The 14,189-nt window shown below is 46.2% G+C and carries 15 protein-coding genes, 1 tRNA gene, 1 pseudogene and 1 riboswitch; of the genes and pseudogenes, 10 read left to right on the top strand and 7 right to left on the bottom strand.

What is annotated here, in order from left to right; translation table 11 throughout:
* Nucleotides 1–2: 2 nt before the first annotated feature.
* The 7 genes and pseudogenes from HZB31_00785 (at nt 3) to HZB31_00755 (ending at nt 5,025) form a co-directional block, all read left to right on the top strand.
* Nucleotides 3–221, top strand: a complete 219-nt coding sequence (locus tag HZB31_00785; GenBank protein ID MBI5846489.1) for a twin-arginine translocase TatA/TatE family subunit — start codon at nt 3–5, stop codon at nt 219–221.
* A gap of 64 nt (nt 222–285) precedes the next feature.
* Complete coding sequence (locus HZB31_00780) at nt 286–453, top strand: hypothetical protein (GenBank protein MBI5846488.1); 168 nt, start codon at nt 286–288, stop codon at nt 451–453.
* A gap of 126 nt (nt 454–579) precedes the next feature.
* Nucleotides 580–722: riboswitch (cobalamin riboswitch) on the top strand.
* Between the two features lie 42 nt (nt 723–764).
* Complete coding sequence (locus HZB31_00775; protein MBI5846487.1) at nt 765–1,022, top strand: metal-binding protein; 258 nt, start codon at nt 765–767, stop codon at nt 1,020–1,022.
* A gap of 16 nt (nt 1,023–1,038) precedes the next feature.
* Nucleotides 1,039–2,108: pseudogene (locus HZB31_00770) on the top strand (energy-coupling factor ABC transporter permease).
* A 278-nt stretch (nt 2,109–2,386) separates the two neighbouring features.
* Complete coding sequence (locus HZB31_00765; protein ID MBI5846486.1) at nt 2,387–3,088, top strand: class I SAM-dependent methyltransferase; 702 nt, start codon at nt 2,387–2,389, stop codon at nt 3,086–3,088.
* Nucleotides 3,089–3,219: 131 nt separating this feature from the next.
* Nucleotides 3,220–3,960, top strand: a complete 741-nt coding sequence (locus HZB31_00760; protein ID MBI5846485.1) for a transporter — start codon at nt 3,220–3,222, stop codon at nt 3,958–3,960.
* Nucleotides 3,961–3,972: 12 nt separating this feature from the next.
* Nucleotides 3,973–5,025 (top strand): energy-coupling factor ABC transporter permease, encoded by a 1,053-nt coding sequence (locus tag HZB31_00755; protein MBI5846484.1) that lies wholly within the window; start codon nt 3,973–3,975, stop codon nt 5,023–5,025.
* A gap of 103 nt (nt 5,026–5,128) precedes the next feature.
* Here HZB31_00755 and HZB31_00750 read toward each other — a convergent pair whose 3' ends face one another.
* Together HZB31_00750 and HZB31_00745 are read right to left on the bottom strand one after the other, a co-directional pair.
* Nucleotides 5,129–6,010: a LysR family transcriptional regulator gene (locus tag HZB31_00750; GenBank protein ID MBI5846483.1), complete on the bottom strand. Its 882-nt coding sequence runs from the start codon at nt 6,008–6,010 to the stop codon at nt 5,129–5,131.
* Between the two features lie 17 nt (nt 6,011–6,027).
* Nucleotides 6,028–6,435, bottom strand: a complete 408-nt coding sequence (locus tag HZB31_00745) for a hypothetical protein (GenBank protein MBI5846482.1) — start codon at nt 6,433–6,435, stop codon at nt 6,028–6,030.
* 255 nt (nt 6,436–6,690) lie between these two features.
* On the opposite strand from HZB31_00745, the gene HZB31_00740 reads away from it, so the two are divergent.
* A complete protein-coding gene (locus tag HZB31_00740; GenBank protein MBI5846481.1) occupies nt 6,691–7,161 on the top strand; it encodes an HAD hydrolase family protein in 471 nt (156 codons plus the stop codon).
* Between the two features lie 369 nt (nt 7,162–7,530).
* Nucleotides 7,531–7,589 (top strand) — tRNA-OTHER (locus HZB31_00735).
* A 66-nt stretch (nt 7,590–7,655) separates the two neighbouring features.
* Here the strand turns inward: HZB31_00735 and HZB31_00730 are convergent.
* From HZB31_00730 to HZB31_00720, 3 genes are all read right to left on the bottom strand, one after another.
* Nucleotides 7,656–8,927 carry an ATP-binding protein gene (locus HZB31_00730; protein ID MBI5846480.1) on the bottom strand — a complete coding sequence of 424 codons (1,272 nt, stop codon included), beginning with the start codon at nt 8,925–8,927 and terminating at the stop codon, nt 7,656–7,658.
* 113 nt (nt 8,928–9,040) lie between these two features.
* A complete protein-coding gene (locus HZB31_00725) occupies nt 9,041–10,264 on the bottom strand; it encodes a diguanylate cyclase (GenBank protein MBI5846479.1) in 1,224 nt (407 codons plus the stop codon).
* A 76-nt stretch (nt 10,265–10,340) separates the two neighbouring features.
* Complete coding sequence (locus HZB31_00720; GenBank protein ID MBI5846478.1) at nt 10,341–10,544, bottom strand: hypothetical protein; 204 nt, start codon at nt 10,542–10,544, stop codon at nt 10,341–10,343.
* A gap of 504 nt (nt 10,545–11,048) precedes the next feature.
* On the opposite strand from HZB31_00720, the gene HZB31_00715 reads away from it, so the two are divergent.
* Entirely contained in the window at nt 11,049–12,098 is a 1,050-nt protein-coding gene (locus HZB31_00715; protein MBI5846477.1) for a phosphotransferase, read from the top strand.
* Here the strand turns inward: HZB31_00715 and HZB31_00710 are convergent.
* Nucleotides 12,095–12,781, bottom strand: coding sequence for a ribonuclease H-like domain-containing protein (locus HZB31_00710; GenBank protein ID MBI5846476.1), 687 nt, complete (start codon nt 12,779–12,781; stop codon nt 12,095–12,097). The two genes, HZB31_00715 and HZB31_00710, sit on opposite strands and share 4 nt — an antisense overlap.
* Before the next feature lie 99 nt (nt 12,782–12,880).
* Nucleotides 12,881–14,179 (bottom strand): S41 family peptidase, encoded by a 1,299-nt coding sequence (locus HZB31_00705; protein ID MBI5846475.1) that lies wholly within the window; start codon nt 14,177–14,179, stop codon nt 12,881–12,883.
* Nucleotides 14,180–14,189 lie beyond the last annotated feature (10 nt).

The raw sequence follows: 14,189 nt of genomic DNA, 5'->3' as shown, positions 1-14,189 counted from the left end.
TTATGCTTGGACTTGGATTTCAGGAGTTGTTGATCGTATTGGTAATAGTCATGGTTCTGTTTGGAGCCAAGCGGCTGCCGGAACTTGCAAGTGGAATGGGAAAGGCGATAAATAATTTCAAGAAGGCATCAATTGAGCCTGATGAGATTGACGTTACTCCCAGACAGGGTGCGGCAGAAAATGGGCCTGCCGAAAAAGAAAAAAGCGGTGCAAATGCTTAGACATTACGCACATATTATATTGTTGGTAATGGCATGATGCTGTCGAGAGCAACAGAATTAATCTATGTTTGATATCGGCTTTAGTGAGATTAAGGCGATTGAGCCTAAGGCCGAAGGCGATGTGAGCAATTTATTCAGAGACATTAACCCTGAGGCAGTATCTCCTGACCTTGAGGTGACTGAGCGAGAGACGGCGGAAGATGCTACTGCAGTTACAAGAAACCTGGGATAAGTTTTTCAGTTTATTACCTTGAAAAATCATCATAAGAAAATATATGCTTGTTCAAACAACGCTTATTGAAGGAGGCGATAAAACAGAAATCAACAAGAAGAACCATTCGTAGCTTCAGAGGAAGCCAGGGAAGAGGAGTGAAATTCTCCCGCTGCCCCGCAGCCGTAAAGGGAACGAAAGCCCAACCATAAGCCACTGTCAAAGGTAACACTTTGATGGGAAGGCGGGCAAGTAGACAGAAGTACAATAAGCCCTAAGCCGGAAGACCTATCCAAAATAACCCAACAATTCCCGAGGGAGGAATCTATGCAATGAACTATAAGTATTTTATTCATCAAGACTGCAGTTTTTATCCGTGTCACAATTTCACAGAATGGAAGTCATGCCTGTTTTGCTGGTGTCCGCTTTATCTGCTTGATTGCGGCGGTGACTTTGTTCTCAAAAACGGCATAAAAGACTGTTCCAACTGTTTTATCCCACATACCGAAGAAGGCTACGACTACATTCTTGAAGCCGTCACTGGTATGATCTATCAAAATAAATCGGTTCAAATACCAATCACAGCCTAAAAAGGATAAAAAAATAATGCATACTAAATCAATCCGGAAAATATTTTTTACATTTACTGTCCTGTCGTTGCTGGCGCTGGCACATGAAAATGCCTATGCAATGCATATCTCGGAAGGGATATTGCCATTCAACTGGGCTGCATTATGCTTTCTGGCCGCTGCTCCATTTGTTGCCTACGGGCTTTATCGTATTAAGAAACAGGCTACAATGGACCTGTCATTTAAACCCCTCGTAGGTCTAATGGCTGCGGTTGTCTTCATCATCTCCTGCATGCCTGTGCCTGTGCCAACAGCAGGCACCTGTTCACATCCTGCCGGGACAGGTCTGTCGGCGATTTTGCTTGGTCCTTCGATCAGCGTAGTTGTGGCATCCGTCGCTCTTCTCATCCAAGCCCTTTTTCTCGCTCATGGCGGTCTCAGCACACTGGGCGCCAACATAGTTTCGATGGGAATTATGGGCTCATTTGCAGGTTATCTTACTTTCAGGTCATTACGAAGTATTAGGGTCAACATTGCAGTTTCAGGGTTTATTGCAGGTCTCATTGCAGACTGGGCAACCTATATCACGACATCTGCGGAGCTTGCAGCAGGACTAAAAGGCGATGCCCAGTTTGTCCCTCTATTTTCAAAAATTGCCATTGCATTTATTCCGACGCAGCTTCCCTTGGGGATACTCGAAGGCGCTATGACAGCGGGCATGGTTGTCCTTCTCTATAAAAAGAGACCTGACCTGCTGGTTAAGATGCGCGTGTTAAAAGCAGAGGAGGTGGCAATATGAAACTTAACACTATCTGTGTGTTATGCAGTTGCCTGCTGCTTTTAGCTATCTGCAGCGCTCACGTCTTTGCTTCTGAGAAATGGCCCGGCGTTGATGAATCTGTCATTGAAAAATATGCAAAGGAGCATGGCAGGGAAGCCGCTGAGCCTTTGATAAATACTGACCAGGGGGATCTGCTGCTCTTCGTATTTCTCCTTGCTGGTACAGTTGGAGGCTTTGCAGCCGGATATTATTGGCGTGTATTGCTAACGACAAAGTCGCCAGAGATAGGAAATGAAGAGCAATTACGAATATCTCCCAGAGCGTAATTGTATGGGTTCCTGTGGATGTAGCTGATCTGCAGTAATCCATATTCGCAATATTGACAAAGCCAATGGTCATGGATTATTCTTCAAATATCTTACTTAAGAGTAACGCCAGTGCTGACGAACAGCAGGGCGTGCATGAAGAAAGATCAGGGGCCATGAAGGCATGCACCAGAAGGTGCGGTATTCATGGCCCTTTTTATTTGAATAATTTATCATCCAGCCGAGAAGGCCAGAACCTCCATGAAGGAGAATACGTATTCCTTATACAGGGAGGATTTATGCCTAATACAGTCTGCAGCCGAACAGCAAGCGTCACATTCTGGGACGGATACGCTCCGTGGTACAAGCTCTGGATGGAGCATAACCACTATCACAACAGGATTATCGAAACGCTCACCACCATGATTGAGCCGGGCTGGAAGGTTCTCGATGTCGGTTCCGGCAATGGCGTTCTTGCTTTTCCGCTCTGCGCTATGGGATGCGTAGTGACAGCAATAGAGCCATCGATCGGCATGAGAAACCTGCTCTTTGAGGAGGCCATGCAGAGGGGGATCGACTGGATCACTATTGACGAAAGGCGTTGGGAGGATGTCCCTTCATTTTACTTTGCAGATTATGACCTCGTCATGGCCTGTAACAGTCTTCATCTCACAGGCGCAGGCTTTGAGCAGTCTCTGAGAAAAACTTTTAAGACAGGGGCTAAAAACATTTTTGTTATCACCGAGCGGTTGCCCGAAATTAAACTGCCCTGGCAATATGGCAATTATTCCATGCTCTTTACCAAATCCTACGAAACAGAGAGCTCCTTTGCCTATCACCAGATGGCAGAGGTATTGGAACATCACACGTACAAGAAAGGTAGCCATCTTTCCGTCCACGAAGAACTCGATATAAAGGCAAGGTTGTGCTTTGAGAACGATCATCTATGCATCAAAGAAAATGCCCATGTCGGAATGTACTGGTGGACAAAACCAAAATGAAAAGGAGGTGAGTATAGAACAAAAAAGGCAGGGGTACCTGTGGAGAGGTCCCCTGCCGGGCGGGAAATGATGCAAGGCGCAACTCTTCCCGCTCCTATTTTATCAGAAAAAGATAATACGGAGGTTTGTTCATGAAGCAATTCTTAATGGCATTAAGTCTCATGCTGAGCATTTTCATTTCGCCGGCATATGCAGCGCATCCGCTCATCACCGACGACACCGGCACACAGGGCAAAGGGAAGTTCCAGATCGAGGTAAATGCAGAACATGCAAATGATAATGGAAATACCGAAACCGCACTTGGCGCTACACTTTCTACGGGACTTCTGGACAATGTTGATCTCGTCATCGGTTCTCCCTACATATTTCTGCGCGAAAAAGATGAAAACGGTCACTGGAATCGGGAAGACGGAATATCTGATCTTTCCCTCGCTCTCAAATGGCGCTTCTATGAGCATGAAGGTCTGAGCCTCGCACTAAAGCCCGGAATGACACTGGCAACTGGAGATGAGGCCAAAGGCTTTGGCGACGGCAAACCAACCTATAGCCTCTTTCTCATAACTACAAAGGAACTGGAACCATTCACCTTTCATCTCAATCTCGGATACGTTCTGAACCGCTCAGAGCTGCGCGATATATTCCATTATTCTCTGGCATTAGAATATGCAGCCGCAAAGAGTATCAAGATAGTCGGCAATGTCGGTGGTGAGACCAATCCAGACAAAGAATCCAGCACGCACCCTCTTTTTGTGTTAGGCGGACTGATCTACAAAGTAACGGATAGTTTTGATATTGATTTCGGTGTGAAAGCCGGCTTGAATAAGGCAGAGGCAGATTATACCCTGTTGGCAGGCATTGCCTTCAGGTTTTAGGGAGGAATTATCATGCATATGGCAGATGCTTTACTTTCACCTGCAGTTGGCACAACGTTTTGGGCGGGAGCATTAGGAACAATTGCCTATTGCTCAAAGAAGTTGAAGGATTCTATGGACGAAAGAATGGTTCCGCTGATGGGCGTTCTCGGGGCCTTCATCTTCGCAGCGCAGATGATCAATTTCACGATTCCGGCAACAGGGTCAAGCGGGCATCTTGGCGGTGGTATGATTCTCGCGGTAATACTTGGCCCCTATGCTGCGTTTATCGTAATGGCCTCGGTCCTTACAGTCCAGGCCCTTTTCTTTGCAGACGGAGGCCTTCTTGCACTGGGTTGTAATATCTGGAACCTGGGCATATACCCATGCTTCATAGCCTATCCCCTGATTTACAAGCCGTTAGTCCAGGCAGGAAGCAGCCCTAAAAGGATTACGATAGCTGCCTTGATTAGTGGCGTGATCGCCCTTCAGTTGGGTGCTTTTTCCGTGGTCATTGAGACAATGCTGTCGGGAAGGAGCGAACTGCCATTCGGTACCTTCGTTCTGTTAATGCAACCGGTGCACCTTGGAATTGGTTTTGTCGAGGGGCTTGTAACTGCGGGCGTAATAAATTTCATCAAGACTGCCAGACCGGAAATCCTTGAAAGCACATCATCGGCCCTGCCGCTTGCCCCTGATATCCCTCTCAGAAAGGTCCTGATAAGCTTGCTGGTTGTAGCTGCTCTGACTGGCGGCGCGCTTTCCTGGTTTGCATCTTCAAACCCTGACGGTCTTGAATGGTCCATAGAAAAAACTTTTGGGAAGCCGGAACTCCCCGAGCAGGAACACGGCATGATGCCAGCATTAATAAGGATTCAGGGGATTACGGCATTTCTTCCTGATTATGGGTTTAGAAAACCCGGAGAAAAAGCTGAAAGTGCTCAGGAAGGGAAAAAAGAAGAGACTTGGCCGGCGATAGAGCCAAGCACGTCCGTTTCCGGAATTATCGGCTCATTCATTGTTTTGGCTACTGTTCTGGTGGTCGGATTTGTGATCAGGGCAATACGGCGCAAAGCGATACCATAAAGCAAAAATCTGGCATAATAAGGCCACTCCACAGGTTCTATGGACGTGGCCTTATTTGCCTGAAAACATAGATAAGACAACGTAGTCACCGCAGGGCAATTGATTATTTCCGAAGCAGATATTCCAGAAATATCTTATATATATGCGGAAGGGTCCGCTTGCGGTGGGTGATAATATAGAACTGCCGCTTCATGTCGGCGTCCTTGATTGTGATTTCTTTGAGCATGCCGCATTTCAGTTCATCCTTCACGGCCCTGCGTGAAATTATCGAGATGCCCATGCCTTCCTTAACAGCCTGTTTAACGGCATCAGTCGAACCGAATATGCCAACAATATTGAGGTGCTGAAAATCGATCCTGGCTTTTTCAAGGATCTTTTCAAATTCTCTTCTTGTGCCTGAGCCCTGCTCCCTCATGACAATGGGCTGGTTGGCAATATCCCCGATAGCGATATTTTTTTTCGTGTCAAATGAGCCGGATGCAACCACAATAAGCTCATCATCAAGAAAAGGTCTGTAATCAACTTGTTTTGATTCGAGCTTGGCGCCCACAATTCCGACCAGTAGGTCATCCCCTGCAACCTTGTCAATAATTGCGCGGGAATCAGAAACAACGACCTCAAAGAGAACAGAAGAATTCTTTTGCCTGAATGAAGCTGTAATGCCGGGAAGAATATATGTTCCAGGGATCGTGCTGGCGCCGATAACGAGATGGCCAGAAAGGTCTTTTCTGAACTCTCCGAGAACATCCCTGAATCCCTCGACCCTGTCTATAATCTCCTGAGCCTTTCCTATGAGAACAGCAGCTTCTTTGGTAGGGATGATTCGCCTGCTCAGCCGGTCGAAGAGTTTGCAATTCAGTTCTTCTTCAAGTGACCTGATATGATCGCTTACCGTCGGCTGGGTGAGGTTAAGCTCCTCAGCAGCCTTCGAAAAGCTCTTATGTTTGAATACCGCCGCAAAAACCCTGAGATGGTGTATGTCCATTATGGAAGTAGAATAACTTATTGAACTCGCTGTGTCGATAGCGCGGATTGTTTCAGAAAGGCTGCAACTTCTGCTTGCATGACCTTTGCTTCTTCGGAATCATTCGTCGAATATATTGCGATCTCTTTCCCTCTTCCAATAAGTTGCACGGAAAACAAAGGAAGCGAATAGCCTTCTATCATTCGGCCCTTGTCTCTTATTTCTACAGTCACAAAGTCTTCAAGGGGATAAACCTTCTGTCTCGCATAGGCTCCTATCCTCCATGTCTTTCTGATCATCCTGTCAGCAAGGTTGATTTCCGTGATAGCCTGCCGTGACATGAATGCAATTGAACCGAGAATAACAAGAATAAGAGCGAGAACGGCAATAAAACTCTGCGATGTGATAACGCTGACGACAGCGATTACAGGAATAGACCCGGCCATTATCCATAAAAGTGGCTTTACATGAGTGCTTACAGGCAGATCACGGATTACAATAATGTTACCACTGCCCCTCTCGATAGCCCTTGAATGGCTTGGCCTGCAATCAGCAGAAGAAAAGTGAGTTAATTTCAAATCCATACATAATTATCGAATAGTTATACTATATGAGTAAAATAGTTTATCTCGATGCAAGGCATGTTATGTATAGAATTATGCAATATGTTTTAGATTTCAGCAATTGATATACTATGAAGCATGATCAGTGTTGAAATTCCAGGCAATATACGACTGGATATAGACCATTTTGTTTCTGACTTTTCCGGCACCCTTTCCGAGGATGGAGTTCTTCTATCAGGTGTTCGAGAAAAACTTAACGAACTTGCAGAAAAAGTTCATGTGCATGTGCTGACCTCCGATACCTTTGGCAAAGCACACAAGGAGCTTGAGGGTATTAAGTGCACAGTTCATATTCTTGACGGCCCGGATCACACCGGACAGAAAGAGCGATATGTCTTATCTCTGGGCGCCGAAAAGGTTGTTGCAATAGGAAACGGGAACAACGATGCCCGGATGCTTAAAGCTGCAGGCATAGGGGTTGTTGTCTGTCTGAAGGAGGGGTGTTCCGTGGAAGCGCTGACAGCAGCTAAGATTTTTGTAATGTCACCCATGGATGCTGTTGACCTGCTGCTCCAGCCAAAACGACTGATAGCGACATTGCGGCGATAAATATGTGCTTGCATGCCTGCGTATAAGAAGGCTTGGACTTGAATTGTAATGCTTGCATTCCACCACACAAAGCATAATTAAGGCATGGATTACGTCAATGGCTGTTTTGGCCATGAAATATGACAAGCCTAAATCAAGAGTCAAATGGTAGCCATGTCCGACTTGTCGGCTCATTTACGGTGGCGAAAAAGGCTGGATTTAAGAGGCGATGCCGCCATATTTTCCCGCTGGACACTGTAGCCAAAATGTAGCCAATAATTTCCAAATAGGTATAAAATGCGGGAAAATACCGCAAAGGATGGAATGACAAAACTCCTTGAAAATAGTGTATAATTCATAAAAATACAGGTAGAAGGCCCACTTAGCAAAATTGCCCATTTAGGGCTCTCAAGGCTAAAACACGGGTTCGATTCCCGTTGGGACCGCCAATCTTTTCAAGGGTTACACGGTTTCTGCATGTGTCTCCCCCTCTGAACGTGATAAAAACGTGATATTCAGCTTATCTTATTCCTGATGCTCCAGTATTTCCAATAAGGAATAGCCTCGATCAAAAGGCCCTCCATCTCGAATTTCGTCTCAGTGTCAAGGGTGACAAGCAGAGCCTTGTTAAGCTTGTTCCTCTCAAGGAATTTAAATAGTGTCTTCACATCATCCCTGCCTATCTTTGCCTTGATCTTAATCTCCACTGGCAGCACAATATTATCATGGGCATGGATTATGTCGATCTCCTCTTTCTGCGGGGTCTTCAGAAAGAACTTGGCATTGAGGCTGTTTACAAAGAACTGCTCAAGTACTGCCGGCAGATCGGCCTGCTGGTTCAGCGCCAACGTAAATGCTGTATTGCAGAGATAGAGCCTTTTCACTTTTTTCTCGCTGGTGAGGAGATTTGGAGAATAATTGTACAGCTTCTGCAGGAACAGGGCATATTCAAGATATGAGATGTAATTTGCAATAGTCCGCTGGTCAATATTAAGGTCATTGCTCAGATTTTTGTAATCAAGATAAAAGCCTGGCCTTGAAGCAGTAATGGTCAGCAGCTTCATAAGCAGATCGGGCAGGTCGAGCTTAAAGGTCTGCGGAATGTCCACAAAGATAACCCGCTCAAGAAGGCTCTCTTTGAGGTATTTCCTGAGCACAGGCTCCTCCATATCAAGTGCCTCGATAAACCCACCGGTCTTCAGAAATACTGCCATATGCCTCTTCAGATCCTTCTCGAAGATCTTCTCCCTGTGCTTGTCTATCCCAGCCTCTTTGAAATCAAGGTACTCCTCAAAGTCCAGGGGTTTGATCATAAAATCAAAGAACCTTCCTGCCAGGCTTTCCCTTGTGCCTTGCCACATGGTTATCTGTGCTGAGCCGGTCAGAAATATTTTTAATTTCGGGTTTGCATCATAGAGGAGTTTCACCTTTGAAGGCCAGCCCTCAAGCTTCTGTATCTCGTCGAGGAATATATAGACTTTCTTCTTTGAGATATCGTCCCGGAGCACCTCAGCCTCATACTGTCTGATGATCTCTTCGAGGTCGTATCTCATCTCGTCGAATGAGAAATAGAGAATATGATAAGGGTTCGTATTCTTTCCGATGAGTTCATCCATGATCTGATACATGAGGGTTGTCTTTCCGACCCTTCTTAGCCCTGTGAACAGCACGATCTGGCGCTTGTCTATATACGGAACAATCTCTTTGAATATTTTTCTTTTCCTTCCAATAAACTCAGGGGATATCTTTCCTGTCTTCCACCAAGGGTTAAAGCTTTGTAAGTCCATTAGCTCTCCGATGTTATTGAAGTTTAATTTCAATAACATTATAAGGTAATTATTAAATGAGCGCAAAATAATTTATTCCAGAAAATCGATTTCATGCAAACGACACTAATCGGTTAAACAGCTACAACTCTGTTTCTGCCCAAGCGCTTTGCCTCATAAAGACCTTCATCAGCTCTCTTTATCAGAGATTCTATAGACTGGTCTCCATCCTGCAAATACGATACTCCGAGGCTTATCGTTACTGAAATGGCTTCAATCTGTTTGTCTGCAATCAATTGCCTTGTCCTTTCTGCTATCTGAAGCAAATCCTCATTTGTGGTGTGAGGCAGTATCAAGAGAAATTCCTCCCCGCCATACCTCCCGAGTACGTCGTAATTACGAATCGATTCTTTTGTTCTTGCCGCAATTATTTTAAGTACGGCATCTCCGCTCTGGTGTCCGTATGTATCATTAATCTTCTTAAAGTTGTCAATGTCGAATATGATGCATCCCAGGTTCAGATGCAGGCGGGCAGCCCGTGAAAATTCTTCCCTGAACCTCGACATCAACTGTCTCCTGTTAAACAGCTCTGTTAGTTCATCGGTTACTGCCATATGTTCAATCTTTCTGCGCGCTTCAGAAATACTTCTGATAAGTCTGGCCGTAAAATACCAGATAAGAGAAAACAGCAGCACAAGCGTTGTTAATGCGAATAGGCCTATTATCAATGCGTTGAATTTAAGTTTTCCCTGCAGCTCCTCAACGTCCATGGATACGCTGATACCTCCACGCACATCACCAACTGCATACTCCTGCCTGCGGTGGCATTGGAGGCAGGCTTGTTCAATATAGAGTGGAGCCATATACCTGAAATACGTGCGGTTATTAACCCGTTCTGTCGTATACTGTTCTTTAAGACCTCCCTCAAACTGTTTAAGGGCTTCAATTTCAAATTCATCCGGCCTGTTATTGGGATTCATCAGTTTCAGACTGGTTATATGAAACGAGAACCGGTCTTCCTTCTTGAAATATTCAGATATTTCGCGGGTCATGAGAGCCGGGTTCTTCTTTGTGTATATCTTTCCTTCAACGGTCTTTATGTCAGGGTTTTCGAGATAGGGATTTGAGACAATGCCGTTCTTCTTTTCTACAAAAACTCCACCATGCCGTGCGTTCCACTTGCGCATCATTACTATGTCGTTAAAATGTGCGCGTGCATTTGCCAGGATTTCATCAAATATAAGATGCTTTGTCCTTATGGAAAAGCCGAGGAAAACAGCTGAAAGACATAGGGCGATAGTGAGACTGACGGATACCAGGAATGTCCGATAAATCTTTGTCTCTTTTTCGAGATTCATTCGATAAGCTCCAAAAAGCAAGTTTCAGTCGTGATCTGTAATGATGCACGTATCGCAGGACTCGGGAGAGATCCGTTCAATTAATCTCTGCCATTATCTCCCCTTTGGTCGGAGTAGCCATGAGGACTATGGCAATCACACCAATAATAAGACCAGGGGTGATCTTGTTCAGAAGGGGAAGGATTGTTTGTTCAGCACGGTAAAGAATATCGTAGATCAGCCCGAGTGACAATAGCAGGGCTGCATTGTTAATAAGGCCAATGAAAATCTTATCGTTCATAATAACGTAAAATCAGCATGTTGCGATAATAATGACCTAAAGATTCTCTATGCGTCAATGGAAAGAATTGAGATTGTTCCTCCTTGATCGAAAAGGTTCAGCTTACATGTGCAGTGTTAGTTTCGGCCTTGATAACAGGAAGGACTGCACTTTTTTCTGCAACTGAAATTTACAAGAATTGTAACCTTCCTGCACAAGCTGGCAGGAAAGGACTTTAACCCCATCCTTGTCGACAAATTCGTGGGGTTACTCAAAGCAGTTGATGCGATATGATCCGTAATGCTGTTACTATGTCTCTGCGATCTTGAGCTCTTTTTTCGGCCTGATAGATTTATAGAGAGGTTTGGCAGGGATCAGGGTGACGCTCTTCCCGTGCTTCTTTAACTATTTCATGGTCAACTCGCTGTCAACCTCTGCAATGACGATGTCCCCGCTCTTGGGTCTCTGTCCATTGTCAGGCTGGTTCTCTTGTGATATCCTGATTCAGGGATATACGAATTATTTATGATTAATGAAAAAGCGATAAAGGCCTATGTCCTGAAGGAATTCAGGGATATAAGCAACGTAGAGATCAGGAAGCTCGGTTCAGGGGTCCAGGGATCGGGGTTTCTCGTACAGATGCTGACAAAGAAGGGCTCTAAATCATATGTAGTGAAGTCGCTTCTGTCCGAGGGCTTTGGCCATGACTATTCCTCTGACAGGGCAGCGGTCTTTCTCCAGGACCTTGATGAATATGCCAATCTGCCGAACCATGTGAACGCAATAGATGTGCTTGCAGAGATGGAAGACGGGACCGTGAAATCGATCGGCGGCGGAAAAGAATATTATCTCATGATGGAGAAGGTCGAAGGCAGGGATTATTTCAATGACCTGACTGATTTTGCAGGCAAGGCGCAGCTTGATGACAGGGACATCGCAAAGATCAGGTCAATGGCAGCCTACCTTGGCAGGATACATGCGGTGAAGAAGGGATCAAAGACCCTTTACTGGCGGAAGCTGCGTGATACGGTTGGTCATGGCGAATGCCTCATGGGTGTCTTTGACATATATCCTGATGGGACGCTCCCGTATGAAGAGATGGCGGATATTGTTAAAAGGTCGGTTGACTGGTCATATAAACTGAAGCCGCGTTATAAAAGGCTTTCTCAGATCCATGGAGACTTCCATCCGGGGAATATATGGTTTAAAGAGGCGACGCATGAATTCATTCTCCTTGACCGGAGCCGCGGCCCCTGGGGAGAGCCTGCTGATGACGTCACTGCCTTGGTGATCAACTACATTTTTTTCTCGGTCAGGCATTATGGTGAGGTGAGGGGTACCTACCTTGAAGGGTTGAAGCTGTTTTTTAGCGAGTACATCCGGTGTTCCGGAGATCCGGAGATCGTTGAGGTGACCGCTCCCTTTTTCGCCTTCCGCTGCGCAGTTGTTGCAAACCCTGTCTTTTATCCTGACCTGAGTGCAGAGGCCAGGACAAAGATATTTAATTTCGCCAGGAGTGTTCTTTCCGCTGAACGGTTTGAGGTGGAGAGGGTGAATGAATATCTGGACGGTTAATACTTCTTCTGGTTCGGTATCCTGATGTAATTCTCCCAGACCGCAAAGAGTTCGGCGGTTGCCTTAAGATCCCCTGCGCAGTACCGGGCAATGTCCATATGTTTTCCTGCCTTGAAAAGGTCTTTCACCTCATAGCCGGTGATGCCTTCTGCCTTTGGGCTCTTGATACCAAAGGCCCGGCACCACATATCAAGACTGAACTTCCTGCGTGATGCGCCAAAAAAGGTGAGCTGGTCAAAAAGGTCTATATGTGCGTCGCCATACCGGTTCGGCATCAGGTCGCGGAGCGGTTTTATCTTATGCACGGCCGAGCGGACCATGATAAAGGGACAGTCAAAGCCTCTTCCGTTAAAGGTGACGAACTGGTTATAGCCCCTTATGGTTTCCCAGAACCGCTGAATGATCTCCTGTTCTGTGCCGTTTTCGTAGGTAACGCCTTCTTCTTCAAAGGGCAGAAGCGGATCAGCATTATTCTGAAAAAAGACAGATCCTTTGCATTTGTCAGGGTCGTACATGCCGATCGCAACGATTTCTGCCGTGAGAGGATAGAATGAGAGGCTCTCCTTTACGTCTTTTTTGTCCTCCTCCGTCTCAGCCCATTTAAGCAGGTAATCCTGAACGGCCGGCTCCAGGGAATCAAAATCCTTTCCAGCGGTCTCTATATCGAAAATTATGCGTGCCATTTCAAACCAGTAATGCGTAATGTGTGATCAGTGATGAGCACCCGAAAGAAATCTGCCTGTCCTTTCTCATTACCCATCACCCTTTACCCATCACTGCCGTTACGATGCCTTCGGCAGTTCCTTGAAGACATTCCAGGTCTTAAGTATGTCCACTGCCCGTTGAAGCTGGATATCGTCTTTCTCGTCCACTTCCATAGGCGCAGTTTCCTTCTCCGCATCCTTTGCGTCGCCCTGCTCGTTCTTCAGGTGGTGCGCAAGGTCTTTTTCCCTCAGCACAGGGTGTTCCTTGGCGCCGTTCTTTGCCTCGAGCTTAACAATGATGTCAGGCGTAATGCCTGTTCCCTGGATAGACTTGCCCTTTGGAGTGTAGTATTTTGCGGTCGTCAGTCTCAGGCCTGAGCCGTCGGTGAGGGGGATTACCGTCTGAACAGAGCCCTTGCCAAAGGTCACGGTCCCGAGGATCACAGCCCTGTTCCAGTCTTTAAGCGCGCCTGCTACGATCTCCGATGCGCTTGCGCTTCCCTGGTTCACGAGCACAACCATGGGGAGTGTAAAATGGCTGTCACCGTTTGTGAGGAACTCGGACTTCTCACCTGCCCTGGTCTTGGTGTACACAACCAGCTTGCCTTTTCCCAGAAACTGGCTTGCCACGTCAATAGAGCTGTTGAGCAGACCTCCCGGATCGTTTCTCAGGTCAAGGACGAGTGACGTTATCTTTTCTTCCTCCAGTTTCTTCATGGCAGCAGCAAGATCATTTGCAGTCTGTTCCTGAAATTGATTGATCTTTACATACCCAATACCGCCTTCGAGGACCTTTGACTTTACGCTTTTTACTTTGATAACCTCCCGTGTCAGGATGAAGTCCTTGGGCTCTTTCCAGCCTTCCCTCATAATGCTGACCGTAACGGTGGTTTTCGGTGCTCCTCTCATTTTTGATACGGCATCCTGAAGCGTCATGTCACGGGTGGTTACCGCGTTAATCTTGACGATCTTGTCGCCTGCCTTGATACCTGCCTTGTATGCAGGCGTGTCTTCAATGGGAGCAATGACTGTCAGCAGGTTTTCTTTCATCCCGATCTGGATGCCGATACCGCCGAATTCGCCCTTTGTTTCAACCTGCATATCCTTGTATCCTTCTGCGGTCATGAAGCTTGAGTGCGGGTCAAGAGAGCTGAGCATGCCCCTGATCGCGCCATATACAAGGTCTTTTGACTTTACGTCTTCTACATAGTGCTTCTTTACCATGGAAAGGACCTCGGTAAAGGTCTTAAGCTCCTCATACCCCTCGCCTTCAGCGCTTACTGCGGTGACTGACAGTCTGCCAAGGACTATGCCTGTGGTTGCTACTGCCAGGACGAGGAAGAATACAAGAAATGTCTGCTTCTTTATCTTAAACATGCTGATACGA

The organism is Nitrospirota bacterium, from assembly GCA_016235245.1.
GTDB lineage: Bacteria > Nitrospirota > Thermodesulfovibrionia > Thermodesulfovibrionales > UBA6898 > UBA6898.
This window is presented reverse-complemented; position numbering and strand designations above follow the sequence as displayed.